General features: G+C 47.7%; 24 protein-coding genes. 22 read left to right on the top strand and 2 right to left on the bottom strand.

Going from position 1 to position 26,154, the window contains the following annotated elements; genetic code table 11:
• Window positions 1-134: 134 nt before the first annotated feature.
• The 8 genes from LRP49_RS19150 (at window position 135) to flgL (ending at window position 8,332) form a co-directional block, all read left to right on the top strand.
• On the top strand, window positions 135-884 hold the full coding sequence (locus LRP49_RS19150; RefSeq protein ID WP_274144024.1) for a flagellar basal body rod protein FlgF: 750 nt from the start codon (window positions 135-137) through the stop codon (window positions 882-884).
• Between the two features lie 16 nt (window positions 885-900).
• Window positions 901-1,689 carry a flagellar basal-body rod protein FlgG gene (gene flgG / locus LRP49_RS19145; RefSeq protein ID WP_274144023.1) on the top strand — a complete coding sequence of 263 codons (789 nt, stop codon included), beginning with the start codon at window positions 901-903 and terminating at the stop codon, window positions 1,687-1,689.
• A 15-nt stretch (window positions 1,690-1,704) separates the two neighbouring features.
• The gene (gene flgH / locus LRP49_RS19140; protein ID WP_274144022.1) at window positions 1,705-2,490 is read left to right on the top strand and encodes a flagellar basal body L-ring protein FlgH; all 786 of its coding nucleotides are present in this window, start codon (window positions 1,705-1,707) and stop codon (window positions 2,488-2,490) included.
• A 28-nt stretch (window positions 2,491-2,518) separates the two neighbouring features.
• Window positions 2,519-3,610 (top strand): flagellar basal body P-ring protein FlgI, encoded by a 1,092-nt coding sequence (locus LRP49_RS19135; RefSeq protein ID WP_274144021.1) that lies wholly within the window; start codon window positions 2,519-2,521, stop codon window positions 3,608-3,610.
• Between the two features lie 3 nt (window positions 3,611-3,613).
• A complete protein-coding gene (gene flgJ, locus LRP49_RS19130) occupies window positions 3,614-4,585 on the top strand; it encodes a flagellar assembly peptidoglycan hydrolase FlgJ (protein ID WP_274144020.1) in 972 nt (323 codons plus the stop codon).
• Window positions 4,586-4,627: 42 nt separating this feature from the next.
• A complete protein-coding gene (locus LRP49_RS19125) occupies window positions 4,628-5,086 on the top strand; it encodes a hypothetical protein (RefSeq protein ID WP_274144019.1) in 459 nt (152 codons plus the stop codon).
• Between the two features lie 162 nt (window positions 5,087-5,248).
• Window positions 5,249-7,126, top strand: coding sequence for a flagellar hook-associated protein FlgK (gene flgK / locus LRP49_RS19120; RefSeq protein WP_274144018.1), 1,878 nt, complete (start codon window positions 5,249-5,251; stop codon window positions 7,124-7,126).
• A gap of 12 nt (window positions 7,127-7,138) precedes the next feature.
• Window positions 7,139-8,332, top strand: coding sequence for a flagellar hook-associated protein FlgL (gene flgL, locus LRP49_RS19115; RefSeq protein WP_274144017.1), 1,194 nt, complete (start codon window positions 7,139-7,141; stop codon window positions 8,330-8,332).
• 45 nt (window positions 8,333-8,377) lie between these two features.
• Here the strand turns inward: flgL and LRP49_RS19110 are convergent, their stop codons facing one another.
• Window positions 8,378-9,262, bottom strand: coding sequence for an AraC family transcriptional regulator (locus LRP49_RS19110; RefSeq protein WP_274144016.1), 885 nt, complete (start codon window positions 9,260-9,262; stop codon window positions 8,378-8,380).
• Between the two features lie 196 nt (window positions 9,263-9,458).
• Here LRP49_RS19110 and LRP49_RS19105 point away from each other — a divergent pair, with 196 nt between their 5' ends.
• A complete protein-coding gene (locus tag LRP49_RS19105) occupies window positions 9,459-10,685 on the top strand; it encodes a sugar efflux transporter (RefSeq protein ID WP_274144015.1) in 1,227 nt (408 codons plus the stop codon).
• 44 nt (window positions 10,686-10,729) lie between these two features.
• On the opposite strand, the gene LRP49_RS19100 is transcribed toward LRP49_RS19105, so the two are convergent.
• Entirely contained in the window at window positions 10,730-12,829 is a 2,100-nt protein-coding gene (locus LRP49_RS19100) for a tetratricopeptide repeat protein (protein WP_274144014.1), read from the bottom strand.
• 352 nt (window positions 12,830-13,181) lie between these two features.
• Between LRP49_RS19100 and LRP49_RS19095 the strand changes: the two genes are divergently transcribed.
• The 13 genes from LRP49_RS19095 (at window position 13,182) to fliG (ending at window position 26,125) form a co-directional block, all read left to right on the top strand.
• Window positions 13,182-13,310: a hypothetical protein gene (locus tag LRP49_RS19095; protein WP_274144013.1), complete on the top strand. Its 129-nt coding sequence runs from the start codon at window positions 13,182-13,184 to the stop codon at window positions 13,308-13,310.
• The gene (locus LRP49_RS19090) at window positions 13,294-14,433 is read left to right on the top strand and encodes a flagellin (RefSeq protein ID WP_274144012.1); all 1,140 of its coding nucleotides are present in this window, start codon (window positions 13,294-13,296) and stop codon (window positions 14,431-14,433) included. Before LRP49_RS19095 ends, LRP49_RS19090 begins: the two co-directional genes overlap by 17 nt.
• A 374-nt stretch (window positions 14,434-14,807) precedes the next feature.
• A complete protein-coding gene (locus tag LRP49_RS19085; protein ID WP_274144011.1) occupies window positions 14,808-15,947 on the top strand; it encodes a flagellin in 1,140 nt (379 codons plus the stop codon).
• Window positions 15,948-16,014: 67 nt separating this feature from the next.
• Complete coding sequence (locus LRP49_RS19080) at window positions 16,015-16,437, top strand: flagellar protein FlaG (RefSeq protein ID WP_274144010.1); 423 nt, start codon at window positions 16,015-16,017, stop codon at window positions 16,435-16,437.
• Between the two features lie 16 nt (window positions 16,438-16,453).
• Window positions 16,454-17,821 (top strand): flagellar filament capping protein FliD, encoded by a 1,368-nt coding sequence (gene fliD, locus LRP49_RS19075; RefSeq protein ID WP_274144009.1) that lies wholly within the window; start codon window positions 16,454-16,456, stop codon window positions 17,819-17,821.
• Between the two features lie 9 nt (window positions 17,822-17,830).
• The gene (locus tag LRP49_RS19070; protein WP_274144008.1) at window positions 17,831-18,121 is read left to right on the top strand and encodes a hypothetical protein; all 291 of its coding nucleotides are present in this window, start codon (window positions 17,831-17,833) and stop codon (window positions 18,119-18,121) included.
• Between the two features lie 12 nt (window positions 18,122-18,133).
• Window positions 18,134-18,538 carry a flagellar export chaperone FliS gene (gene fliS, locus LRP49_RS19065; protein ID WP_274144007.1) on the top strand — a complete coding sequence of 135 codons (405 nt, stop codon included), beginning with the start codon at window positions 18,134-18,136 and terminating at the stop codon, window positions 18,536-18,538.
• A gap of 171 nt (window positions 18,539-18,709) precedes the next feature.
• On the top strand, window positions 18,710-20,185 hold the full coding sequence (locus LRP49_RS19060) for a sigma-54 dependent transcriptional regulator (protein ID WP_274144006.1): 1,476 nt from the start codon (window positions 18,710-18,712) through the stop codon (window positions 20,183-20,185).
• A gap of 161 nt (window positions 20,186-20,346) precedes the next feature.
• Window positions 20,347-21,393, top strand: coding sequence for a sensor histidine kinase (locus LRP49_RS19055; RefSeq protein WP_274144005.1), 1,047 nt, complete (start codon window positions 20,347-20,349; stop codon window positions 21,391-21,393).
• Window positions 21,393-22,796, top strand: a complete 1,404-nt coding sequence (locus LRP49_RS19050; RefSeq protein WP_274144004.1) for a sigma-54-dependent transcriptional regulator — start codon at window positions 21,393-21,395, stop codon at window positions 22,794-22,796. The genes LRP49_RS19055 and LRP49_RS19050 overlap by 1 nt, the downstream gene beginning before the upstream one ends.
• 205 nt (window positions 22,797-23,001) lie before the next feature.
• Window positions 23,002-23,313, top strand: coding sequence for a flagellar hook-basal body complex protein FliE (gene fliE / locus LRP49_RS19045; RefSeq protein ID WP_274144003.1), 312 nt, complete (start codon window positions 23,002-23,004; stop codon window positions 23,311-23,313).
• Window positions 23,314-23,328: 15 nt separating this feature from the next.
• Window positions 23,329-25,092: a flagellar basal-body MS-ring/collar protein FliF gene (gene fliF / locus LRP49_RS19040; RefSeq protein ID WP_274144002.1), complete on the top strand. Its 1,764-nt coding sequence runs from the start codon at window positions 23,329-23,331 to the stop codon at window positions 25,090-25,092.
• Window positions 25,085-26,125 carry a flagellar motor switch protein FliG gene (fliG, locus tag LRP49_RS19035; protein ID WP_274144001.1) on the top strand — a complete coding sequence of 347 codons (1,041 nt, stop codon included), beginning with the start codon at window positions 25,085-25,087 and terminating at the stop codon, window positions 26,123-26,125. The genes fliF and fliG overlap by 8 nt, the downstream gene beginning before the upstream one ends.
• The last annotated feature ends 29 nt before the right edge of the window (window positions 26,126-26,154 follow it).

The raw sequence follows: 26,154 nt of genomic DNA, 5'->3' as shown, positions 1-26,154 counted from the left end.
TCCTTTCCCAATCTGATTCTCACCTTCTTGTATTTGCTGCCTAGAAATTAGGCTAACTTACTGTTAAATCAATTTTTAACCAGTTGGCACTCTTCTTGCTTGTTGTATTGCATAAGCGACAGGAGAACGTCTTAATGGATCGCGCATTATTTCTCGCCATGAGTGGCGCAAAGCAAGACATGCAAGCCTTGCAATTACGAGCGAATAACTTAGCAAACGTAAGCACTACGGGCTTTCGTGCTGATTTAGAGCAAGCCAGAGCGATGCAAGCTTATGGTGAAGGCCTCCCCACGCGTGTGTTCAATATGACAGAACGCCCTGGGCATAGCTTTGCGCAAGGTTCGACCATTACGACGGGCCGAGAGCTGGACGTTGCGGTAAAAGGTGACGGTTGGTTGGCGGTTTTAGACGGCACAGGCCAAGAAGGCTATACCCGTGTCGGAAATTTGAAAGTTGATCAGACCGGTCTGCTGCAAAACGGCCATGGCCATTTGATTTTGGGTGACGGCGGTGCGCCAATTTTCTTGCCACTTCCTGTTTCGAAAATTGAGATTGGTACAGACGGTACAGTCTCTGTGTTGCCTCAAGGTGCACCACCAGAAGCGATGGAAGAAGTGGGTCGTATCAAACTGGTTCGCCCAGACAACCAAGATTTATTTAAAGATAAGAACGGTGTTTTTAAACCAATCAACCCTGGCACTGTCTATGATGCAGATGCCGGCGTCACCCTTCTTACTGGTGCGCTTGAAGGAAGTAACGTCAATGCGATCGGCGAAATGACCGGCCTGATTGACCTTCAGCGTCACTTTGAAATGCAAGTCAAACTAATGAAAACCGCAGAAGAGATGGATCAAGCGTCCAGTTCTTTGCTGCGTATGGGTTAATTAAGAGGGATTAAGCATGCATCCAGCTCTGTGGGTAAGTAAAACCGGCCTTGATGCCCAACAAACCAACATTTCGACGATCTCGAACAACCTCGCGAACGCCTCGACAGTAGGCTTTAAAAAATCGCGTGCGGTATTTGAAGATCTGTTTTATCAAAACATCAACCAGCCGGGCGGTCAGTCCTCTCAAAATACGGAACTGCCTAGTGGTTTGATGCTGGGTGCGGGTTCTAAAGTTGTCGCAACGCAGCGCGTTCACACCAACGGTAACGCGCAAACGACGAATAATGCGCTCGATCTGATGATCGAAGGCGACGGCTTTTTCCAAGTACTGTTGCCGGATGGCAACATTGGTTACCAGCGCAACGGTCAGTTCACCTTGAATGATGAAGGTGTGCTTGTCACGACGGGTGCCGGTTACCCGGTTGAGCCAGAAATTGTTGTTCCACCTGATGCGATTCAAGTCACGATTGGCACCGACGGTGAGGTTTCAGCGCGCCTGCGTGGTCAGACCGCCAATGCCGTCTTGGGACAGATCACGACAGTTGATTTTATTAACCCAGGTGGCCTTGAGCCGATTGGGCAAAACCTCTACCTGCCAACGGGTGCGAGTGGTGACCCACAAGAGGGTGTGCCGGGTCTTGATGGTTTGGGAAGTATCCGTCAGTCAATGCTGGAAACCTCCAACGTTAACGTAACAGAAGAGCTGGTTAACATGATTGAAGCACAACGAGTTTACGAAATGAACTCCAAGGTGATTTCATCTGTCGATCAGATGTTGAGTTACGTAAACCAAAACCTTTAATGGAGTAGTGCGCGGATGAGAAAATTACTGCTAACGGGTGTGATGTTGGCAACCCTCTCAGGTTGTTCGATGCTAAATCCAGACAATCTGTTGCCTCAAGATGAGATTGTTCAGGGCACGACAGAAACTGACGCTGTTGAAGGTTCAACGGATCCGGGCAGTGAGGGACTGATTGGTCTATTGCGCCAGCGTGAAGACGCTATTGCAGGCGATCCTAATTGGACGCCATTACATCCGACATCTCAGCCGGAACACTATGCGACAGCCACGGGCTCTCTATTTAGTGTTTCACAAGCACAAGACTTGTATGACGACACCAAGCCAAGAGGCATTGGTGATATCGTCACTGTCTTGCTTGAAGAAAAGACACAAGCCAAAAAAAGCGCGAGCAGTGACGCGAACAAATCCAGTGACCTGAGTATGGACCCGATGGAAATGGGCGGGCAGGAAGTCACCATTGGCGACTCCAACCTTTCATATGCGGCAAGCCATGACAATAAAACCAGCGGCTCAACCAGTGCCGATCAAAGCAACAGCATCAGTGGATCAATTTCGGTTGAGGTGGTTGATGTACTGGCGAACGGTAACCTAATGATCCGCGGTGAGAAGTGGCTAACCTTGAACACGGGTGATGAGTATATTCGCCTAAGTGGCACGATACGTCCTGACGATATCAGCCAAGAGAACACGGTTGCTTCTACCCGTATCTCAAACGCACGAATTCAATACTCTGGTACTGGAGATCGTCAAGATACCCAAGATCAGGGATGGTTGGCACGATTCTTTAATGTCGTTCTTTAACGCGTATTAACGTTGCCGGAGAATTGACGTGAAGCATTGGCTAAAGCTGTTTTTAATTGCCTTATTGGTAAGCCCTGTTGCGCAAGCTGCCCGAATTAAAGATGTTTCGGAAGTGGCTGGTGTGCGCAGTAACCAGTTAGTGGGTTACGGGCTTGTCGTAGGTCTAGCGGGGACGGGGGAAAGTACACCGTTTACCGATCAAAGCTTTAACGCCATGCTGAAAAACTTTGGCATTCAATTGCCACCAGGCACAAAGCCAAAAACGAAAAACGTTGCCGCCGTAGCGGTAAGTGCCGAGTTGCCGCCGTTTTCAAAGCAAGGTCAAAAAATTGACGTCACCGTATCGTCAATTGGTTCCGCAAAAAGCCTCCGCGGTGGAACGCTTGTTCAAACGTTTATGAAAGGCTTGGACGGAAAGACGTATGCAGTTGCACAAGGCAACTTGATTGTGGGTGGTTTCAGTGCAGAAGGTGCGGATGGTTCCTCCATCGTCGGTAATACGCCAACGGTCGGACGTATTACTAACGGCGCGACGGTAGAGCAAGAAGTACCTACTCCTTTTGGTCGTGGTGATCACATTACGTTTAACCTGTTTGAATCTGATTTCACGACTGCTCAGCGATTGGCTGACTCCATTAACAGCTTCCTTGGTCCGAACACAGCCTCTGCGCTTGACGCAACCTCTGTGCGTGTTCGAGCACCGCGCGATCTTTCTCAGCGAGTGGCATTCCTTTCTACCGTTGAAAACCTTGAATTTGTCCCCGCAGATGCCGCCGCAAAAATCATTGTGAACAGCCGCACGGGTACGATAGTTGTTGGTCAAAATGTCAGATTGCGTCCTGCAGCCATCACACATGGCGGCATGACCGTGACAATCAACGAGAACCCTCAAGTGAGTCAGCCGGGTGCATTCTCGGGCGGCGAAACGGTGGTGGTGCCGGATTCGGGCGTTGAAGTAAAAGAAGAAGATGGACGCATGTTCCATTTCAAACCAGGGGTAACCTTGGATGATCTCGTTCGCGCTGTTAATGGCGTTGGTGCGGCACCGTCTGATCTCATGGCTATCTTGCAGGCACTAAAGCAAGCTGGCGCAATCGATGGCCAACTGATAGTGATTTAAGCCATGAAAGCACCTCTTGATACTGGATTTATTCATGACCTAAGCCGACTTGATGTGTTGCGGCAAAAAGCCGCCAACGGCGAGCAATCGGACGATGCAATGCGCGCGGCGGCAGAGCAGTTTGAAGCACTGTTTACCCAAATGCTGTTTAAATCCATGCGACAAGCAAATGAAGCGTTTGAATCCGATCTGATTGACGATCGGACATCGAAGTTTTATGAGCAAATGGCCGATGAACAGCTGTCGAGCGCGTTATCGAGAGAGGGTTCTCTTGGGTTGGCCGATCTTATAGTCCAGCAGTTTAAAGGCTCACAAAACAGTGAACCGATGGACGTGGCAAACAACCCTGCTAGTCAACGTATCAATCTCGACAAGATCTCGCCACTTGCGCCAGTAGGCAGTCCGGAAAATTCCCCTGTGTTAACCGAGGGAGTCAATGGCATGGCTGAAGGGATGCCGTTAGGTAGTCCTAATGCACTTCCGCCAATGCCAGCAAAAGCAGCCCCGTTTGAGTCTCCAGACGAATTTGTCTCTCGTTTAACACCGTATGCGAAGAAAGCGGCGCGTAGCCTAGGTACGGACCCAGCCTTGTTAATTGCGCAAGCCGCATTGGAAACAGGGTGGGGAAAAAAGGTGATAGCCAATGCGAGAGGCAGCAGTCACAACTTGTTCAACATCAAAGCGGATCCTCGTTGGGCTGGAAATAAAGTCGCTACGCAAACGTTGGAATTCTATGAAGATATTCCTGTACAGGAAATGGCATCATTTCGCGCCTATGCTTCGTATGAGGACAGCTTTGATGATTATGTCCGTTTTCTAAATCAAAACCCTCGTTATGCAACAGCCCTACAGCAGACGGCGCAACCCGAGCAGTTTATCAGTGGGCTACAGCAAGCAGGCTATGCAACCGATCCACAGTATGCAAATAAAATTATGAGCATATTCGGTCGAGTCAAAGGGTTGATGGAGCCGTAAGTTCAGCAGTTTGGGCTTTATCTAATGCGCAGGTGAATGAACATGTCCGAACAACCAAATAAGCTTCCATCAAACGAACCCGAGTCATTAATCAAACCGACAGGAAACATAAAAGGGTCTATACACAACGATCCTTTTATTCGTGGCTTCCTAGATAAAATCCCCAAAGATGTTGCAAGCAGTTTTACCGACTCGCAGTTGCTTCAATTGAAACTCATGTTTGGAACTCGAGCCAAAGCACAACACATTGTCGATATTCGAACCGTCATGGGGAGCTTTAGCTGGAGTTATTACTTTGTTTTTTTGTTGGGGCGCAACCGACGTGACCTGACACGTGCAGAACAGAGAATGGCGAATGCGGGTAAAGTGTTTTTCCTGCTCATGGGAAGCTTGGTGCTTTTCTCGGTCGCTATTATCACCTTGTATCTTATTAAATCCTTCCTTGGCATCGATCTTTTGCCGCATTTCTCGTTTGGATTATGGACTTGGATTACTGAATAACGGCAAACCGTTGCCTTTGAAGGAAAATCATAGCAATTCCACAGTTGTTACCCCTGCCTAATGTGTTGAAAAATAATATAAATCATCTGTGGCACGATTCTTGTATTACTTTGCATAATAATTACGTATAAACAGTGATGCAGAGTTGCACACGGGGGCAGAATGGGGTTTGATCTGCTGACGCTCGGTTCTCAGGGCGTTTTGACAGCACAGCGGCAGCTGAATACAACGGGTCACAACATTTCGAATGTGAACACTGAAGGTTATAGCCGTCAGTCCGTTGAACAGCGTGCCAACGACTCCGCCTATTGGTCCGCGAACCAATGGGGCCATGGCGTGCATGCGGCATCTGTTCGCCGTAACTACGACAAATTTGCGGTCAACGAATTCAACATTTCCACTTCCGCTCTGTCTCACTCGCAAACACGTAACAGCCAACTCACCATGCTCGATGACATGATGTCGCACTCAGCGAAAAAAATTCCTGAGAACATGAACGAATTCTACGGTGCCGTAAAAGGCCTGACCGATAGCCCAAGCGACATGGGAGCGCGAAAGGTTGTATTGGAAAAATCGCGCATGGTTGCTTCGGGGCTAAATGACATTAACACCATGCTTCAAGCACAAGAGTCGGATACCTCCGTCGAGATTGATGCCACGCTGACCAGGATGAATGATATAGGTCGTGAGCTGGTGGACATTCATAAGGCCATGTTGAAAAGCCAAGCGGTAGACAACGATCTCTTGGACAGACATCAGCGCCTTATCAATGAACTGTCTGAGTTCACCCAAGTCAGTATTAATCAGCGTGATGATGGTTTGTATAACGTCATCATTGGTAGTGGCCATAACCTAGTATCGGGGCTTAGTTCAAGTGAGCTTAGAACGGTGCCGGGTGTGCCAGATCATCAGAAACGTCGTCTGGCATTGGTTGAAGGCAAAACCTTAAAACCTATTGATAACGCCGATATTCGCGGTAAGTTGGGCGCGATGTTCGAGTATCGCGACAAAACCTTAGGGCAAGCGCGCGATGAACTTGGTCGCCTTGCGGCAGGCTTCGCGCTGTCCATCAATGAGCTCCAGTCACAAGGCTATGATTTGGCGGGCAATGTGGGGGCGGACATTTTTGTTGACTTTAATAGCGACAAAATTGCGGCAGATCGTGTCATTACTAGCCCAGATTCTACCGCTGATCTGAAAGTCTATATCGATGACTTATCTAAGCTGAAAATAGGCGACTATCAACTCAAATACGACGGCAGTCAGTACACCTTGGTGGATCCTGAAAAAAACACCGTGTCTGTGACGCCGTCTGGAACACCGCCTTCAATTTCATATGACGGTCTTCGAATTCAAGTTGATGCGGGCTTGGCGGCAGGTGAGCGCGTCATTGTTCGTCCTGTCCGACAAGGTGCAGGCCAAATTACGGTCACAATGGAAGACCCAGCGAAGATCGCCGCGCAAAGCTACGTCAGTTCAAAATCAGTGTTAACAGGTCAAGGTAACTTGAAAGTGTTGCAGCCCGGTGCACAAGAAGAGTTTCAAGTTGCTATTTCGCCTGATGCCTCCCAATTCGCCGTATTGGATATGAAAGGCAATATTCTCGTTGCTCCTCAAGCTTATCCGCCAAGCACTCCTGTGAATGTGAATGGAACGGTGTTTGAGTTGACCGGGGGAGCAGCCCCTGAAGACATTTTTGCGGTGAGTTTAAAGCCTGCAGATGGTGAGAACGGAAACCTAATTCGTATGCAGCAACTGCAGACGATGAAGCTGATGGATGGTGGACGCTCAAGCTTAATCGACGTTTACGAAGGGCTAAATACCGACCTTGGCGTTCAGAAAGCTTCGTACGCGCGGCTCGAAGATGTAAGTCGCGTAGAGCATGACGCAGCGGCAGGACGCGTGGCCGAAATTTCAGGGGTAAACCTGGATGAAGAGGCGGCCAATATGATGAAGTTTCAACAAGCCTATATGGCGTCATCACGCATTATGACCGCGGCCAATGAAACGTTTGAAACTCTGCTGAATGCAACCCGATAAAGGATCTGAGTGATGATTAGCCGTATTGCCAGTTTTCACAATTACCAATCAGTGTCTAATGACCTGATGCGCCAGCAGGTGAAGTTGCAGGACAACCAAGATCAACTTGCGACGGGCAAGCGTGTATTGACCTCAGGGGATGACCCTGTGTCATCAATCTACATTCAAAACTTTCGTCAGCAAGACAAGCAACTCGATCAGTACGTTGATTCCATTACCTTGGCGAGAAACCGTCAAACGCGTGCCGAAATTGCTATTGATGATGCTGAACAGCTCATCGACAGTGCCAAACGAAAAAGCATGGAAATGATCAACGGTTCGTTATCAGAAGATGACCGAACGGCACACCGCCAAGATTTAAAAGGTCTGTACGATAACTTTATGAACTTGGTGAATGCCAAAGATGAATCGGGCAACTTCTTGTTTTCCGGCACACAGTCGAGCAAGCAACCTTTCTACCGCGACAGCGCGCTGAATGTGCGTTATGCCGGTGACAGCTACCATCGAACCGCGCAAGTTGCACCAGCGGTTGAAGTACAAACGAGCGATCCAGGTGATCAGGTTTTCATGGAAATCGAAAACCCTTTTGGTGATTATCAGCCAGAGTACGATCTTCAAGATGGGTCCTTGTTGTTGATGTCTCAAGCGACAAATACGAACAACGCCGATGCCTCTGAGTATGCGGTGAGTTTTAACGTTGATGGCAACGGACAGACCCAATATGAGCTGACACAAGACGGCAATGTCGTGAGCTCAGGGGTTTACGACCCACAAAATGGCGTGCAATTTGGCACGTTAAGCGTGAGTTTTGAAGGGGAGATGCTAGACGGTGACCGCATTGTTTTGGACCGCCAAGATACGTTTAATGTGTTTGATGCATTTAAAAAAGGCATCGACCTATCTCATGAAAGTATTTTCAATGCTTCCGCAACGGCTGAATTGCACCAAGTCACCGAGCAGTTTTCCGCTGCATTTAAACACCTCAACAAAGCGCGGTCAGAAGTCGGGACACGTTTGACGACGCTTGACCGACAAGAAAGTATGCACAAAGACTTCAAGTTGGTACTAAACCGTTCCCTAGGCACGATGGAAGACTTGGACTACTCGACTGCTGTTATCGACATGAACGAAAACATGCTCGCGTTGCAAGCGTCACAACAAGCGTTTGCGAAAACCAAAGATCTGAGTTTGTTTAATTACATTTAAGCCAAATAAAAAGGGCGATACCTTGCCCTTTTTCTTCCCTTCTTTTTATCCAAATAACTGACGAAATGCGGTTGGTGTCATTCTTTTGGCGGCTTTAAATTGGCGGTTAAAGTTGGAAAGGTTACTGAATCCCACCCGTTCTGATACAACGGAAACGAGAATGTTAGAACGGATCAGCAGTTCACTGGCTTTCCCTAACCGGTAACGTTTTAGGTGTTCTGAAAAGCTGTTAGAAAAATGCTTTTCAAACATGCGATACACCGAACTTTCACTCATGTGTAAGTGTTGGCAAATATGCTGAACAGTAATCGGTTCGTTGTAGTGGTCGGCAATATATTGCTGCGCTTTTTCTAACTTATCCAAAATTGGCGTGTCTTTGGCGACATACAGGCAATACGGACGAGATGTCAGGCTTTCCGCATTCTTATCGTCACTGAGCAGTAAAAGAATTTCGACAACACGCAGGAACTGCGCCGAAGGTTTGAGTCGACAAGCACCGTCCATCAGAGCAAAAAGTTGTTGAGCAACGACGGGGGAAAGCTTAAGCCCCTTGTGGGCTCGTACGAGTAAATCGTTGACGGAAGATAGCGCAGGAACGCTATCTATCATTTTGTGTAACCAGTCTTGATCAAGCCACATGATGTGAGAACTGCTTGCTTTATCTTTTGTTGCAATCGAGCTGCCTGTCAGCATGTGGGGGATCCCAGACCCCACTAGATACGCAGTTTGATCGGTAATGTCTCCGACATAGTCATCCATGATGAGCTTGCCTGCACTAACAGAATGCGGATCGACATAAAGCACCAGCTCCAGTTCACTGTGATAGTGCCAATTACAGTGAACAAAGTCTTTTGAATGATCGCAGTAGTAGTCGGCGAAATGCCAATTGGGGCTCACATCTTTGTCTATGGGTTCAATCATCGGCTTCATTGGGTATCTCTATCCTTTCGTATAACCCTCTCTTTTTACTAGTAATGTCATTGATATGGAAGAAAATGACAGAAAAGTATCAGTGGTTGCCCGATGATCATCACACAAAGCAAGGTTTAGTTTTTACACTTCTCCTCACTGCACTACGAATACCCATCAGGTTTGATATGCAAATCTGAAAGGAGAATGAGAGAAAATGAAAAGCTACTTACACTTTTTAGTCAGAAAAGAGCCGCTGTGTTACCTGCTTATCTGTTTGTTTGCTGGATTAGGCGGCGGCTTTTTTATGCCGCTAATGAGCCTTTTTGTTATCGATGGACTTGGCGCGTCCCCTTCACAAATGGGGGTTTACCTCGCGTTATCGGTGGTCAGTGGCGTATTCGTTTCTCAGCTTCTTGCGACCTTGTCTGACTATGGGTGGGAGCGTCGACGCATTATTGCGCTTTCTCAGGCCGCATTTATCGTGACCATGCTGCTCTTTGTCTTCATCAGAAACTACTATCTGGCACTGGTGGTGACGATTTTTGTCTTCAGTGTTTCGTGCGCAGCGATGCCACAAACGTTTGCATTGGGTCGAGAGTTTGCGGACCAAAAACTTGGAGAAAACAGCACGATTTTCGTGTCTTTGATGCGCGCAATGATGTCACTTGCATGGGTAATTGGGCCTCCCATTGCTTTCATCGTCAAAGACATAATTGGCTTCAATGGAGCGTTCCTGTTTGCGGCTCTGGTGATGTCTGTGTCTGTCATCGTTGTTCTTAACACCTCGCCGTTTACAACTCAGAACGCGGGAGAAAAGGCAGGGGAGCGGGCGACTGTTAAAAAAATGCCGTGGCGAAAAATTGCCGGTGTACCGATGTATTTGGGGGCTGTGCTCATGTTGTTTTGGGCAAACAACATGTATGTCATCACTATTCCCCTCTATGTCACTAAGGAACTCTCGCTTTCCGGGTCTGTTGCAGGCCAATTGTTGGGACTGGCAGCGTTTTTGGAGATTCCAATTATGGTGTTCGCGGGACTGTGGGCCATCAAGATCGCACCTCAAAAACTCATGGTGCTGAGTGCATCAATAGCGTGTGTGTTTTACGTATTGCTCTTTAATGCGGAGCAGTTGTGGCAAATGTATGCACTGCAAATTCTCAATGGCTTTTCAGTGGGTATCAGCGCGAGTTTGGGGATGGTGGTGATTCAAAATAAAATGCCAAATCAGATGGGGACGGCAACGACGCTTTTCAACAATAGCATGATGGTGGCAAGTCTGATGTCTAGCTTGACTGTAGGGATGATTGCGGAGTTATACAGTTACCACTATGTGATGATTGCGATGATGTTTGCCGGAGTGTCAGCACTTTTGCTGCTGACAGTCTCCCTCAGCAGAGAAAAAGCGAGGGAGTCGGAAAACTTCGCCACCGAGCGAGTATAAAGAAAAGGCCAGCAAACGCTGGCCTTTTCGTTGTTGTGTGGTGATTAAAGCATCCGCTTAATGTTTGTCGCCATCGACTCAAGTAGCGGGTACTTGTTTTCCATCATAGGCGGATAGAAATACCCAATTTCTTTTTCATTACTCAATTCACGAGGGCAGGAGAAGTCGGACTCGTTGGTACCCGCGAAATACACGTGGCAAGGCGTACCGACGGCGGTGGTGAGTCGGTGGACGGCGGTGCCCGCCGTGATCACTGTATCTAATTCACCGATAACAGCGGCAGTGCCACAAAAGTCACCACGAAGATCCAATCCATCTAATTGAAGTACGCGAGTCCCTGTTAGCTTCGCCATTTTTTCCAGCTCTTTTTTGCATTCGCCGTACTGCAGGTTAATAAATACGGCATCAGGTAACTGCTTGAGCAAATGCGCCGTTTCTTCCGCGATCAAATAGTGCATGTTTCGAGATGCCGCGGCTAAGCCGCTTCGCCAGCAGATACCGATAAGAGGTTTGCCAGGGTTGGCTTGTCGCACTTTATCTAACGCTACTTTCCATTTCGCTGTAATTGGCGCGGGCAATTGAATGTAGCCTGGACGGAAAACATGGCGGCCGTACTCGCGGTAACAGAGAGCGGCAAGGCTACCACCAGCAATCCAAGAATTTGCTTCATTCAATACCGATTCAGGGATTTGGATATCCTGATTGTCTGAACGTGTAATAGGAATGGTGTGAACGTCAGGGAAAGAGGCTTGTACCAATGTGACTAAGCGCGGGTCACATGCAACGTATGCTTTTTGGCAGTTGTTCAACACGATATCTAGGTTGTGTAGGTACAGGAGTTCATCACCAACCCCTTGCTCTGGCATAACCAATACAACGTCTTCTTTGGGTCTGGTTAAATCCCATTGCGGAATATCGCCGCGGTACTTTAGACGCTTACCGCTTTCAATACCCAGTTCATTGGTACGATAGTATTCATCCCACTCTTCGAGTGAGCGATAGACAAAGCTCGAGTTAAAGCCTGAGTCCACATCATCCGGATATTGTGCCATATAGGCTTCAAGAAGGGCCTTAGCTTCTCGTGCTTCACCTTTGTACCAAAGCACCTCCGCCAGATAGCGAGACAAATCCAGCTTGCTTTTGTCTTTTGCAATCTCGCTCGCTGATTCGATAAGCCCCTGACACTCTTTAATCGCTTCAGGTGTGAAGTTATGTCGAGACTTGAGCAGGTTAAAACTTGCATTGGCCAGGCGATAACGAATGTCAGCGTCATTTGGGAACAAGCGAACGTATTCTTTTGATCTTCGATACGCTTCGAGCCATTTTTCTTCTTTGAGGTAGCTAAGTAGCATCAAGCGGCAAAGAATGGGGTCTTCTGGCCATTGCTTCAGGGAGAACTGACAATGTGCTCTGGCTGCTCGGTAATCTTCAATCTTGATTGCGGTATGGCAAAGTAAAACCCAAATGTCTTTATTCGGTTCAGTTTGGTCCGCCGCCCGAGAGAGTGTTTGGTACGCCAATGCCTGCTTGTCTTCTTGGATGTGAACACGCGCAAGCCCTAACAGTGCCTCAGGTACATCACCAGCGACACTAATGACGGCTTGATAAAGCTGCTTGGCTTGGTCGATGTTGTTTGACGTCAGCATTTGTTTGGCAAGATTGAGTGTTTCAGTCACTTCACTGCCTAATGCGCTGTTTTTCTGTTCTTGGCTCGCGGCTTTGTACTTTGCCGTGCGGCGACTTTCGCCCAACTTGCCGGATGCAGCGGTAACCTGTTGCCGCATTGTCAGTAACTCTTGGTGATCTGGGGCAACGGCGAGTAGGCTATCAATGATGTCCAAAGCTTCTTTGTTTACACCATATTGTGTCAGCACACTGGCTTTATCAAAAAGCAGTGATGCATTACCGGGTTCAATAGTTAACGCTTTGTCTAGCTTGGCAATTGCCACTTGCCATGCACCATCCTCAGTATCCATAACGGCAAGCACTTGCAGCACCGGCACAGCTTCTGGTGCATGTGAAAGGATTTGCTCGAAAACCTCACGTGCCTCTTTTTTCTTTTGGTGTTGGTAGAGAGAGATACCGTGCTCAAATGCCTGCTCTAATGTCATTGCATTCTCGTTCGTCGGTGAGGGATTGGTCATAGATAATCCGTTTTAAGTTGTGGCTTAAAGTTTGCAGTTAAATATCGCTGTAAAGCCAGCAAATACCGTGCCGTAATGCTGATTTCTAGCAGGGTTAGAGTCCCCCTTATTACAGCTTATCGGCAGACATTTTGTTTTATTTACTGTGCATCTATCTAATTTTTGAGAAGTAATGCTATGTTTATGAAGAGGCAGGATCAGAGGATCTGATTTGCCGTCTTAAACAAAAATGTGGTGTTTTTTTTGCCGCTCTGGAAAATATCACTGCGTGCAATTTGGCTAAGTGCTTGAAATTGAAGAACAATAAAAATTGGCACGCTAATTGTATATATCTGGGCATGAGGTATCGGCAATGCTGGATACTGACCCTGATAACGAACTGAAGGCTGGTCCCGCTTCGCAATCGGACATGTTTGTCGCGGGTAGGCTGTTTCGCAAAAACGCGAAAGTCAAAGGAGAGCAAAATGGGTGTAACAGTTAACACCAACGTGTCTGCGATGACTGCGCAGCGTTACCTGAACAAGTCGACAAACGATCTCAATACGTCGATGGAACGCTTGTCGTCTGGTAGTCGGATCAACAGCGCAAAAGATGATGCTGCTGGTCTACAGATCTCAAACCGACTCATTGCGCAAACTCGTGGTCTAGATGTCGCAATGCGTAACGCGAATGACGGCATCTCTATCGCTCAGACAGCGGAAGGTGCAATGCAGGAATCTACCAATATCCTGCAACGTATGCGAGATCTGTCACTACAATCTGCGAATGGTGCGAACGGTCCTGATGAGCGTGTGGCTATTCAGGAAGAAGTTTCCGCATTGCAAGATGAATTGAACCGTATCGCTGAAACAACAGCGTTTGGTGGACGTCGTCTTCTCAATGGCTCATTCGGTGAAGCAGCTTTCCAGATTGGTTCCGATTCAGGTGAAGCGATCATCATGGGACTCACCAGTATTCGTGCAGATGATTTCCGCATGGGTGGCAAAGAGTTTGTCGGTACGGCGCAAATGTCTGCCAGTTGGGAAGTGTCAGGTGCGACAACACTTGGCGTCGAGTTCGTGAACAAAGACGGCCAAACCATTAGCCTTGATATTTCAGCCAAGGTAGGTGACGACATTGAAGAGGTTGCGACCTACATTAATGGTCAATCGGATGAAGCCGTAACGGCGTCAGTAACCGAAAATGGCCAGTTGCAGCTCTTTGTCGCAGAAAACAAGCTTGGTGGTAGTGTGACGTTTAGCGGTTCTCTCGCTACATCGTTAGGTATTGCGTCTGGTGCAGGTTCGGATAAAACAGCTCAGGACATTGACGTCAGTACAGTCGGCGGTGCACAGATGGGTGTGGGCGTGATTGACTCTGCAATGCAGTATATTGATAGCCAGCGTGCAGATCTTGGTGCGAAACAAAACCGATTAAGCCACACCATCAGTAACCTTTCGAATATCCAAGAGAATGTGTCTGCGTCTAATAGTCGAATTCGTGACACCGACTTTGCTAAAGAGACGACGGAGCTTACGAAAGGTCAAATCCTGCAGCAAGCGAGTACATCGATATTGGCACAGGCGAAACAGTTGCCTCAAGCGGCACTTAATCTGCTTCAATAACCGATTAAAATATCGAAAAAAGCGGCAACTGATTGCCGCTTTTTTTATGCCTGAAAATCCCCGAAAGTACCGTCGTTTCTCGCTCTTCAGACCATTTCTTACCGTAGAACCATTTTTATTCCCTTTCCTCGTTAGTGCTTCTCGAAAGAAAAATGTCATTTGTCACTAAAGTTTTTCTTTTCTAAGGCGAAAACAATCCATAGGACCATGCGGCAACAGCAAAATTTCCTCTGAAATACACGCTGTAAAAAAAACGGGAAAAAAGTTGTAAAGGTTTTTCCGAAGCTGCCGTTACATGGGTTGTGAGAGATTTATAACTGGTTTTCCCTGGGTTGCTGGGCGGAAGCCGGACTTAGTACCAAAGGAGAATAGTTATGGCTATTACAGTAAACACTAACGTGCCTGCAATGACCGCTCAGCGCTACTTGAACAATTCAACTGACTCGTTGAATGCGTCGATGGAGCGCCTGTCTTCGGGCTTCCGTATCAACAGTGCAAAGGATGATGCAGCAGGTCTGCAAATCTCTAACCGCTTGATTTCACAAAGCCGTGGTCTAGACGTTGCAGTTCGTAACGCAAACGACGGTATCTCAATGTCACAAACTGCTGAAGGTGCGATGGAAGAATCCACCAACATCCTGCAGCGTATGCGTGACTTGTCTCTGCAATCAGCTAACGGCGCGAATGGCGACCAAGAGCGTGTTGCAATCCAAGAAGAAGTTGTTGCTCTGCAAGACGAACTGAACCGTATCGCGGAAACAACGTCTTTCGGTGGTGCGAAACTTCTGAACGGCACATTCGGCACGAAAGCATTCCAAATTGGTGCTGACGCCGGTGAAGCCGTGATGATGGAATTCAAAAACATCCGTGCTGACGAAACCAAAATGGGTGGTGCAACCTACAAAGCGTCTGTAGCCGCAAGCCGTGATATGGCAGCTTGGACTGCAACAGCGGGTGCGTCACTGGATATCAAAGTGGTTGATGCTGATGGCAACTCTTTGGATCTGAACATTGCTGCAAAAGGCGGCGATGACGTGGAAGAAGTAGCGACGTACATTAACGGTCAGGCAGATGGCAAAGTGTCTGCGTCTGTAACTGAAGACGGCGAACTACAAGTTGTTGCGGCAGCGGGCTCTACCGTAACATTTGCGGGTGCACTGGCTGCGTCTCTGGGTATTTCGGGTGCAACTAAAGTTGATGAAACCATTCAAAACGTTGATGTTGGTACCGTAGGTGGTGCGCAGAAAGCGGTTGGTTTGATTGATAACGCGATGCAATACATCGACTCTCACCGTGCAGAGTTGGGTGCGAAGCAAAACCGTCTAAGCCACGCAATTGCTAACCTGGACAACGTTAACGAGAACGTTAGCGCGTCTAACAGCCGAATCCGTGATGTGGATTTTGCGAAAGAGACGACCCAGTTCACTAAATCTCAGATCCTACAGCAGTCTGGTACGTCTATACTTGCACAAGCGAAGCAAGCACCGTCAGCTGCACTGAGCCTGTTAGGTTAATAGAGAATTAGCCATGTGACGGTGAGCTTGCCCCTCACCGTCAACAGCTAACAGGAGGTGAACAACAATGGACATAACATCCGTTTCAACGTCATCCCTGTCTCAAGTGACTCCACAGTCAGGCACGAAAGTTGCTAGCAGTAATCGTTCTGTGGAGGGGACTCAACCCGAAATCACAAACCAGCAGCGAATGGCAGAGAATGTTGAAAAGCTGTCTCAACGTCGAGTAGAACAAGCGAACCGTTTGGAAGACTCGAGAAAGATGCAGCAAGAACAGCTCGAGGTGCTGGTTGAGCGACTGGATGAGTTTGTGTCTACCTTTAACAAAGGCTTGTCGTTTCGACTCGATGAGGCATCTGGAAGAAACGTCGTCACTGTTTATGAAATGAGTAGTGGTGACATTATCCGACAGATTCCTGAGAAAGAAATGCTCGAGCTGGCACAACAATTGTCTCTTCATTCGAGGGGGCTTGTTGTAGAAAAGGTATAACTGAGGTGAAGACAAAATGGGTTTGAGTGCAACGGGCCTTGGCAGTGGCATGGATATTACTTCCATGGTCAACAAAATTGTTGAGGCAGAGCGCGCGCCCAAACAAGAGCGTATCGTTAAGAACATGAATGATGTTGAAACTAACATCAGTGCTTACGGTAGGCTCAAAACTTCCCTCAATACGATGAAAGATTTGATGTATGACTTTCGTCGTGACAATACCTTCGCGGCGCGGAGTACGGTTTCTAGTAATGAAGAAACCGTCTCTGCATCCGCTACCCACCTTGCCGCAACTGGCGTTTATTCCATCGATGTTCAACAACTCGCACAGTCCCACAAGCTGGTTTCCGAAGGCTTAGATGCTGATGAGGATTTTGGTGCAGGACAACTGACGCTGAATCTAGGTGGTCGCTCAGCCACCATTGATATTGAGCAGGACAAAAGTTCTTTGCTTGATATTGTTCGAACGATCAATGCGCATCCTTCCAACCCCGGTATTCAAGCCTCGGTCATTAATGATGATAGTGGCGCACGATTGATCTTCAGTGGTGACAAAACGGGTGAAAAGAACCAGATTAGTATTGGTGTAGCGGCTTTACCTGGTAGCCCCTTAGAGGCTCTTGCTTACGACCCGGTCAGTCCTACGAACAATATGAACGAAATGCAGGTAGCAAAAGATGCTCGCATTTTGATTGATGGTTTGGCATCTGTCTCGAGTGACTCGAATTCATTCTCTGATGCAATTCGTGGCGTTGATATTTCGGTGTCTAAGCTGACAACGGTGGAATCTGGTCCGGTTACCGTTAAGGTGGATGAAGACAGAGCGACGGTAAAAGCGGCAATGGAAGAATTTGTCGATGCGTACAATGCGTTTTACCAAGTCACCAAAGCCCTGTCTAAGTATGACCCTGATACCCAACAAGGTGGGCCTTTAATTGGCGATACGGTGATACGATCCGCAGTCAGTCAAATGCGCACATTGTTTACGACACCGATTGAGGGTGCGTCTGATTCGCTGAAAACATTAAGTGAGTTGGGCATTGCCACCACCATGGAAGGTCGATTGGAAATCAATCATTCCATGATGGATAGGCAGTTAAAGCAAAACTTCTCTGCGCTAGAAGGGTTCTTTGGTGGTAACCAAGGTTTCGCCCGCAAAATTGAAGAAGTTGTTCAAAATTTCACTGGAGCTGGTGGGGCGATTCGAAATAGAGAGTCGAGCCTTGGTGAGCAGAGAACACGTTTACAAGACGAGCAAGAGAAGCTGGATCGTAGAATGGAAGATTTAGAAAATCGGACATTGAAACAGTTTTCTGCCATGGATAACGCAATGGCAGAGATGCAAGGTCAGCTATCTGCGATGATGAATATCATGCCAGCCTAAGGGTGAACAATGTCGAACCTTGCTGAGCTGCAACGCATAGACGAACAATTATTAGCTGTACTAGGTCATGAAGAGGTAAATCTTGATGACATGGCACGGTTATTGAATGAAAGAAAGGAATGTCTGGCAGAGATCACGAATTTGCCGGAGAAGCCTGAACAAGAGGCTTGGGGGATCGCAATGCAGCGAACCCGTCATCTTGTTAATGTGATTAAGAATCATCGTGATCGTACTGCAGCTCAGGCCAGTCACCTTATTAAAGGGCGTAAGTCAGTGCAAATTTATAAAAAATTCGAGTAGGTGAGGAAAGGTATGAGAGGGTCACTTCAGGCCTACAAAAAAGTGTCGGTTGATAGCCAGTTATCTGCAGCATCACCACACAAAGTGATTCAAATGCTGATGGCAGGCGCAATTGAGCGTCTAATTCAAGGCAAGGCAGCGATGCTGCAGGGCGATATTGCCGTCAAAGGCGAACGTTTGGGTAAAGCTCTTGATATTATCATTAGCCTAAGAACGTGTTTGTCGATGGAAGATGGTGGCGAAATTGCGACCAACCTTGATGCGCTTTATGATTTTATGATCCGACAAGTTACGATGGCGAATCGCGATAATCTCGATGCACCAATCGATGATGTGATTGATATTTTGCGCGAAATTAAATCAGCGTGGGATCAAATACCCGCCGAATATCACAATATCACTCAAGCAGACGCATAATTCCCCTCAGGATTCACTACAATTTGATCTGTCTTGGCACCGGAGTCACAGCTTTATTGTGTCTCTGGTTGCTATATAACATTCAACTATTACAATAGCTGGATTATTCTGTCGTCAGCGGTATCATTGCGTGGACGATAAAGATGGTTTTGGGGCAGATATATCTCACACATGCAAGGTTTAACGAAGATTCTTGTTATCGAGGATGATGAAAAATTTCGTCACGATTTAGGCGTTATCTTGGAGTTTATTGGTGAGCAATACCTGCTATGTTCAACCATTGAGCTAAACGATTCGCACTGGAAGCAAGCAGAGGGGGCTTGTTTTCTGGGTAATATTCATTCACCCCAAAGACTGTCTCAGGTTCTTGATAGCCTGGCAATAAATAACCACATCCCGGTTATTGCACTGTCTAAACACAAAACAGATTTATCAGGTTTGCCAAATTTTGTTGGCGAACTTGAATTGCCGTTAAATTATCCACAAATGGCAGATGCACTTCGCCATTGTCAGGAATTCTCCGGCAAGCACGCATTTAATATTCCACAACTTAGTCGAAAAAATACGCTATTCCGAAGCATGGTCGGTCGCAGCGATGCAATAAGCGAAGTTCGTCATTTGATTGAACAAGTCGCAGGTACAGACGCCAGTGTATTGATTCTTGGCGAGTCTGGTACCGGTAAAGAAGTTGTCGCTCGAAATATTCACTATCATTCTCAGCGTGGAAAAGGCCCATTTGTTCCAGTTAATTGCGGCGCGATTCCACCAGAACTTTTAGAAAGTGAATTGTTCGGTCATGAAAAGGGGGCGTTTACCGGTGCGATTTCTTCGCGTAAGGGGCGCTTCGAGCTTGCAGAAGGTGGCACGCTATTTCTTGATGAAATCGGTGATATGCCACAGCCAATGCAGGTTAAGTTGTTGCGCGTGCTTCAAGAGCGTTGTTTTGAGCGTGTCGGCGGCAATAAGACGATTCAAGCAAACGTTCGTGTCGTGGCTGCGACTCACCGAAATCTTGATGTCATGATAGAAAATGGTTCTTTCCGAGAAGATCTGTTTTATCGACTCAACGTTTTCCCAATTGAAATGCCTGCACTAAGAGAGCGTATTGAAGATACACCGCTTTTAATCCAAGAGCTCATGGCGCGTTTGGAAGCAGAAGGCGGAAATCAAGTTCACCTTACACCTCGTGCAATATCTTCGCTTATGGAGCATGAGTGGCCAGGAAACGTACGTGAATTGGCAAACTTGATCGAGCGCTTGGTGATTTTGTATCCGGGACAAATGGTTGACGTTAATCGACTGCCAAAAAAATATCGTTATAGCGATATTCCTGAGTTTCAGCCTGAAGTGTTTAATCATTATGAAGATGCTGAGGAGTTGGAGCGCGAAGCTCTGCATGCAGTTTTCGCAATGGATGAACCGGAAGAAGATATGCCAGGCTTTAGCAATCCTGTTACGACAGGTCTTCCGCCAGAAGGTGTTGATTTAAAAGCAATGTTGGCAGATTTAGAAGTCGACATGATCCGTCAGGCACTCGAAGCACAAGTCGGTATCGTGGCACGTGCAGCAGACATGTTGGGCATGCGCAGAACCACACTCGTCGAGAAGATGAGAAAGTACGGATTGAACAAAGAAGATATTGCCTAATCGCAGGATCTTTTCCCAGAAAAAAAGCGAAGTCAAAAAAATGACTTCGCTTTTTTTATTGTGTCTTCGGTTAACATATTGAATTTTAATGGTTAATTGTTGGCACATTATCTGCTAATACTGGCTTAGTATCGAATCGACTAGGTCAAAAGCAAACGACAATGGAAGCCAACGACTCACCGCTGGGAACAATGGACCAGCAACTTCTCCGCTATAAGCAAGTTCTGGATGTAATGCCTGCTGGCGTTATATTGCTGGACCCATTCGGGAAAGTTGCAGAGGCCAACCCAGAAGCGTATCGCCTGTTAGGGGAACCGCTGGAAAGCATCCGTTGGGTTGACGTGATTAACCGTGCGTTTTCACCGCGAGAAGACGACGGTCACGAAGTGTCATTAAGAGACGGCAGAAAAGTGAAGCTGGCGATCTCTGCGTCTGAGTCGGGCCAGCTCATCCTTATCACTGATATGACGGAAACCCGTCTACTGCAGTCACGTGTGAGCGATCTCCAGCGACTGTCGTCATTGGGTAAAATGGTGGCATCGTTAGCACATCAGGTAAGGACGCCTTTATCGAGTGCGCTGCTTTATGCGGCAAACCTCGGTGCACCGAACCTCAATCAACCAACCCGACAGCGCTTTCAGATGAAGCTGGTGGACAGGTTGCATGACCTTGAAAAACAAGTGAATGATATGCTGTTGTTTGCCAAGGGGGGAGACAACAAAGTCGTCGACAAATTCACGTTAGAGCATTTGCTGAATGAATTTGAGCCCATGGTTGAGGCACTTGTTAACAGTCAAAATATCGACTTCGAAATCAATTGTGACAATGAATCACACACTTTGCTTGGGAACGTCAATGCGTTGGCAAGTGCACTGTCGAACCTTGTCATTAATGCTATTCAAGTCTCCGGTAAAAACAGCAAGGTTGTCGTTGATGCACGAGCCATCGGCGATCAACTGTTTCTGTCCGTTGCCGACAACGGGCCAGGCATAGCGGAAGAACTGCAAAGTAAGATCTTAGAGCCTTTCTTTACCACCCGACAGCAAGGAACAGGCCTTGGTCTTGCTGTTGTACAAATGGTTAGTCATGCGCACAAAGGCAGACTGACATTGCAATCAAAGCCGGGCCAAGGCGCGTGTTTTACTCTCAGTTTGCCGCTGGCAAACAATAGCGATGCTGTACGAGACAAGGTATCAGGAGAAGCATAATGAACCAGAGCAAAGTATTGATTGTTGAAGATGATGAAGGCTTGCGCGAAGCGTTAGTCGACACTCTGGCATTGGCGGGTTACCAATGGGTGGAAGCAGACAGTGCTGAACAAGCATTGCTTATCTTGAAGAATGAATCAGTCGACATTGTCGTTTCTGATGTTCAGATGGCAGGCATGGACGGCTTGGGGCTGCTAAGAAACCTAAAACTAAATTATCCTAAGTTACCTGTGCTTTTGATGACCGCGTACGCGAACATTCAAGATGCAGTTGCAGCAATGAAAGAAGGCGCAGTGGATTACATGGCTAAGCCATTCGCGCCAGAAGTTTTACTTAATATGATCAGCCGCTATGCGCCGGTTAAAACGGAAAACACTGATGCCATTGTTGCTGATCCTAAAAGTCATGCTCTGATTGCGCTTGCAGACAAAGTGGCGAAAACGGATGCTAACGTCATGATTTTGGGGCCAAGTGGCTCAGGTAAAGAAGTCATGGCTCGACACATTCACCGCCAGTCTCTCCGTGTAGATGGCCCGTTTATCGCAATCAACTGCGCCGCCATTCCCGAAAACATGCTCGAAGCTACACTTTTTGGTTACGAGAAAGGGGCATTCACAGGGGCGGTACAAGCGTGTCCTGGTAAGTTTGAACAAGCGCAGGGCGGCACCATTCTTCTCGATGAAATCAGTGAGATGGATTTATCGCTGCAAGCGAAATTACTTCGCGTGCTCCAAGAGCGGGAAGTTGAACGTTTGGGCAGCCGCAAGAGCATTAAGTTAGATGTTCGTGTATTGGCAACCAGTAACCGCGATCTTCGCCAGTATGTCGAGGAAGGCAACTTCCGAGAAGATCTCTATTACCGTCTCAACGTTTTCCCAATCTCTTGGTTGCCACTGTGCGAAAGACCTGGAGATATCATCCCGTTAGCGAAACATTTACTTCAGCGTCATTGCAGTAAAATGGGCCATGGAACGCCTGAGCTTGATGAGCAAGCTTCACAAAAGCTTCTTCAATATCCATGGCCAGGTAATGTTCGTGAATTGGACAATGTGATGCAACGTGCGCTGATCCTTTGCCAGCAAGGGACTATCGCGGCAGGAGACATACTGCTCGAAGGTCTTGATTGGCAAGATGCGGGCAGTTTGCAGTCACTGGTATCAAATGTTGATGTTGCGACGCCACAAATTCAGCCACAAGCGATGCCATCGAAAGTTTCGAATGTGGCAGCATCAGAGAGTCTTGGCGGAGAACTTCGCGAGCAAGAGTTTGCAATCATTCTCGACACCATCCGTGCGTGTGAAGGGCGACGTAAAGATGTGGCAGAGCGGTTAGGGATCAGTCCTCGAACGTTGCGCTACAAGCTTGCCAAAATGCGCGACGCGGGCATCGATATTCCTCAATAACCTTTCACCTTTAAACGTATGGCGCATTGTGTGATGACTCAGATAAATCGAGTCATCACTTCTTCCTAGAGCGTCGTTATAGGCTGCTTTTTATCGTCTTAGTGCGTTATAATTGTTGGCTTGCTAATTGCATAAATAGTAACCAGATAAGCCTAAGAGCCAGAAATGGTGCGAGTTGCCAAAGTTTTGACAGTAAGGACGACCCATGAAAATTAATGCAATGCAGCATGAAATGCAGACGATGGCACTGGAGGCGCAAAACACAGCGCGTACCGCAACCGGTCAGCAAGTGTCCCAAGATTTCGGTGAACTCCTTTCCGGCGCAATCAACTCAGTAAACGGATTACAGAAAGCATCAGGTGATCTGCAAACGCGTTTTGATCAGGGAGATCGAAGTGTGAGCTTGTCTGATGTGATGATCGCACGTAACAAGTCCAGCGTTGCTTTTGAAGCGACTATTCAAACACGTAATAAGCTGGTTGAAGCGTACAAAGAACTAATGAACATGCCAGTTTAATGTAGGTACTAGCTCGTGGCAGAAGACACTGATAACACGCAATTAGCCTTAGCAGACAATGCATCGGCTCTGCCTATCGCTTCAGATGGCGGGGGTGCGATGTCCGATCCTGACTTGATGGAAAGAGACGTTACGCCATCTTCAGGGGTGTTGGGCGGCATGGACATTGCGCGTCAGGTCATATTAGTAGCAGCGGTTGCCATTTGTGTATCCCTTATTGCGCTGTTATTTGTCTGGGTGCAAGAACCCGAGATGCGTCCACTGGGCACATACGAAACAGAAGAGTTGATCCCGGTTCTTGACCACCTAGATCAACAAAAAATCGAATACGCGCTTGATGGGAATACCATTCGCGTGCCTGTCAAAGAATACTCAACCATTAAGCTCAATCTTAGCCGTGCAGGGCTGAACTCAGCGCGCGAAGAAGGTGATGATATCCTTCTCGAAGACATGGGCTTTGGCGTTTCCCAACAACTTGAACGTGAACGATTGAAGCTGAGTCGCGAGCGTCAACTTGCTGCCGCTATTGAGAAAATTCGTGCCGTCAGCAAGGCCCGCGTGTTGCTGGCAATGCCAAAACAAAGTGTTTTTGTTCGTCACAATCAAGAGGCCTCTGCGACGGTTTTCTTGACGGTCAGGGGTAACACCCAATTGGGCCAAGAAGAGGTTGACTCCATCGTAGACATGGTCGCTTCAGCAGTGCCTAGCCTGAAGACCTCGCGTGTGACTGTTACGGATCAACACGGACGACTATTAAGCTCGGGCAGTGAAGACCCGATGACGTCGCAACGCCGAAAAGAATACGAGTTAGAGCGCAAACAAGAACAAGCGTTGCGTGAAAAAATTGACTCCATCCTGATCCCCGTTCTTGGCCTAGGTAACTACACCGCGCAAGTTGATGTCACGATGGACTTCAGCGCGATTGAGGAAACCCGCAAGCGCTTCGATCCAGCGACCTCTTCAACGCGCAGCGAATACACGCGTGAAAATTACAACAACACCGATTATGTCGCGGGTGTGCCTGGAGCCTTAAGTAACCAACCGCCTGTAGACTCCGCCATTCCAGAAGATATTCAAGATTTGAAAAATGGTGGCGCGGGTGACAAAGGTTCATTAAGCCGAGAAGCGACCCGTAACTATGAACTCGACACCACCATCAGCCATCGCCGCGCTCAAACCGGAACGGTAGCTCGCCAAACGGTATCTGTTGCTGTGGATTACATCACTGGGGTGAATCCCGAATCTGGTGAAATGGTAAGAACGCCAGTCGGAGAGGCAGAATTGCAAAAAATTCGCCGATTGCTTATCGGTGGTGTGGGTTATTCAGAGATGCGTGGCGATATCCTTGATGTAATTTCGGTGGCATTCGTAGAGCCAGAAGTTGAATCTATCGGCGAAGTACCGATTTGGGAACATCCAAACTTTAACGATTGGGTGCGTTGGCTTGCCGCCGCCTTGGTTGTCATTGTGGTGGTGTTTGCCTTGATCAAGCCCGCATTGTCGAAACTGCTCAATCCAAACAAAGACGACGATGCATTGTTGGGGCCAAATGGCGAGATGATGGGACCAGATGGGTTACCGCTTAGCCCTGACGATGATATTGGCCTGATTGGTGCGGAACTGGATGGTTCGAGCAACTTCTCGATGAGTTCCTCAAACCTCAACCTGCCTGATTTACATAAAGATGAAGACTTGTTGAAAGCAGTGCGTGCACTGGTGGCAAATGAACCTGACCTTGCGGCTCAGGTAGTGAAAAGCTGGGTAAGTGAAGATGGCTAAAGACGACGACAATAAATCAGGTGCTGAATACGATATCAGCCAACTGTCGGGTATTGATAAAGCTGCGATTCTGTTGCTCAGCTTAACCGAGCAAGATGCTGCGAGCATTATTCGCCACTTAGAGCCTAAGCAGGTTCAAAAGGTGGGTGGTGCAATGACACAGATGGCAGATTTGAACCAAGAAAAAGTGGCAGCTGTCCATCGCGGTTTTCTTGAAGATATTCAGAAATTCACGGCCATTGGTATGGGCAGTGAAGACTTTGTCCGAAATGCGCTTATTGCGGCACTTGGTGAAGATAAAGCGACAAACCTTGTTGACCAAATCTTGTTGGGTAGCGGCTCAAAAGGTCTGGATTCACTGAAGTGGATGGATCCTCGTCAGGTAGCGTCGATTATCATCAACGAGCACCCTCAGATTCAAACCATTGTATTGTCTTACTTGGAACCAGAGCAGTCCGCCGAAATTCTGACGCAATTTGCAGAGCGTGATGCGCTCGATTTGGTGATGCGTATTGCTAACCTTGAAGAAGTTCAACCTGCGGCATTGCATGAGTTGAATGAGATCATGGAGAAACAGTTTGCGGGTCAAGCGGGTGCGCAAGCGGCCAAGATTGGCGGCTTGAAGGCTGCAGCCGATATCATGAACTACATGGACAATGCGTTGGAATCGGCATTAATGGAGCAAATTGGCCAAAACGACGAAGAGATGGCCTCGCAAATCCAGGATCTTATGTTCGTGTTCGACAACTTGGCAGAAGTGGACGACCGCGGTATCCAAGCGATCCTCAAAGATGTTCCTCAAGAAGCACTTCAAAAGGCACTCAAAGGTGCAGAGGATGGACTGCGAGACAAGATTTTCAGAAACATGTCCAAGCGTGCCGCAGAAATGTTGCAAGACGACTTGGATGCCATGGGGCCAATTCGCGTTTCCGATGTGGAAGCTGCGCAGAAAGAGATTCTATCTGTTGCTCGACGCCTAGCCGATGCTGGCGAGATCATGTTGAGCAGCGGTGGTGCGGACGAGTTCCTCTAACCATGGCAGAGCGTAAACCCGCAGTAATA

It is taken from the genome of Enterovibrio qingdaonensis, assembly GCF_028683135.1.
Taxonomy (GTDB): Bacteria; Pseudomonadota; Gammaproteobacteria; order Enterobacterales; family Vibrionaceae; genus Enterovibrio; species Enterovibrio qingdaonensis.
The sequence above is the reverse complement of the archived record's forward strand: the minus strand, read 5'-3'. Positions and strand labels throughout refer to the sequence as shown.

What these genes read in the sequence shown, in the direction of transcription:
- flgH (WP_274144022.1), top strand. Translation starts at nt 1,705, where the DNA reads ATGAGAAAATTACTGCTAACGGGTGTGATGTTGGCAACCCTCTCAGGT.
- LRP49_RS19070 (WP_274144008.1), top strand. Translation starts at nt 17,831, where the DNA reads ATGTCGAACCTTGCTGAGCTGCAACGCATAGACGAACAATTATTAGCT.
- flgK (WP_274144018.1), top strand. Translation starts at nt 5,249, where the DNA reads ATGGGGTTTGATCTGCTGACGCTCGGTTCTCAGGGCGTTTTGACAGCA.
- LRP49_RS19090 (WP_274144012.1), top strand. Translation starts at nt 13,294, where the DNA reads ATGGGTGTAACAGTTAACACCAACGTGTCTGCGATGACTGCGCAGCGT.
- LRP49_RS19110 (WP_274144016.1), bottom strand. Translation starts at nt 9,262, where the DNA reads ATGAAGCCGATGATTGAACCCATAGACAAAGATGTGAGCCCCAATTGG.
- flgL (WP_274144017.1), top strand. Translation starts at nt 7,139, where the DNA reads ATGATTAGCCGTATTGCCAGTTTTCACAATTACCAATCAGTGTCTAAT.
- fliE (WP_274144003.1), top strand. Translation starts at nt 23,002, where the DNA reads ATGAAAATTAATGCAATGCAGCATGAAATGCAGACGATGGCACTGGAG.
- fliS (WP_274144007.1), top strand. Translation starts at nt 18,134, where the DNA reads ATGAGAGGGTCACTTCAGGCCTACAAAAAAGTGTCGGTTGATAGCCAG.
- LRP49_RS19080 (WP_274144010.1), top strand. Translation starts at nt 16,015, where the DNA reads ATGGACATAACATCCGTTTCAACGTCATCCCTGTCTCAAGTGACTCCA.
- fliD (WP_274144009.1), top strand. Translation starts at nt 16,454, where the DNA reads ATGGGTTTGAGTGCAACGGGCCTTGGCAGTGGCATGGATATTACTTCC.
- LRP49_RS19095 (WP_274144013.1), top strand. Translation starts at nt 13,182, where the DNA reads ATGCTGGATACTGACCCTGATAACGAACTGAAGGCTGGTCCCGCTTCG.
- LRP49_RS19105 (WP_274144015.1), top strand. Translation starts at nt 9,459, where the DNA reads ATGAAAAGCTACTTACACTTTTTAGTCAGAAAAGAGCCGCTGTGTTAC.
- LRP49_RS19100 (WP_274144014.1), bottom strand. Translation starts at nt 12,829, where the DNA reads ATGACCAATCCCTCACCGACGAACGAGAATGCAATGACATTAGAGCAG.
- fliG (WP_274144001.1), top strand. Translation starts at nt 25,085, where the DNA reads ATGGCTAAAGACGACGACAATAAATCAGGTGCTGAATACGATATCAGC.
- LRP49_RS19150 (WP_274144024.1), top strand. Translation starts at nt 135, where the DNA reads ATGGATCGCGCATTATTTCTCGCCATGAGTGGCGCAAAGCAAGACATG.
- flgG (WP_274144023.1), top strand. Translation starts at nt 901, where the DNA reads ATGCATCCAGCTCTGTGGGTAAGTAAAACCGGCCTTGATGCCCAACAA.
- LRP49_RS19125 (WP_274144019.1), top strand. Translation starts at nt 4,628, where the DNA reads ATGTCCGAACAACCAAATAAGCTTCCATCAAACGAACCCGAGTCATTA.
- LRP49_RS19085 (WP_274144011.1), top strand. Translation starts at nt 14,808, where the DNA reads ATGGCTATTACAGTAAACACTAACGTGCCTGCAATGACCGCTCAGCGC.
- flgJ (WP_274144020.1), top strand. Translation starts at nt 3,614, where the DNA reads ATGAAAGCACCTCTTGATACTGGATTTATTCATGACCTAAGCCGACTT.
- LRP49_RS19050 (WP_274144004.1), top strand. Translation starts at nt 21,393, where the DNA reads ATGAACCAGAGCAAAGTATTGATTGTTGAAGATGATGAAGGCTTGCGC.
- LRP49_RS19060 (WP_274144006.1), top strand. Translation starts at nt 18,710, where the DNA reads ATGCAAGGTTTAACGAAGATTCTTGTTATCGAGGATGATGAAAAATTT.
- LRP49_RS19055 (WP_274144005.1), top strand. Translation starts at nt 20,347, where the DNA reads ATGGAAGCCAACGACTCACCGCTGGGAACAATGGACCAGCAACTTCTC.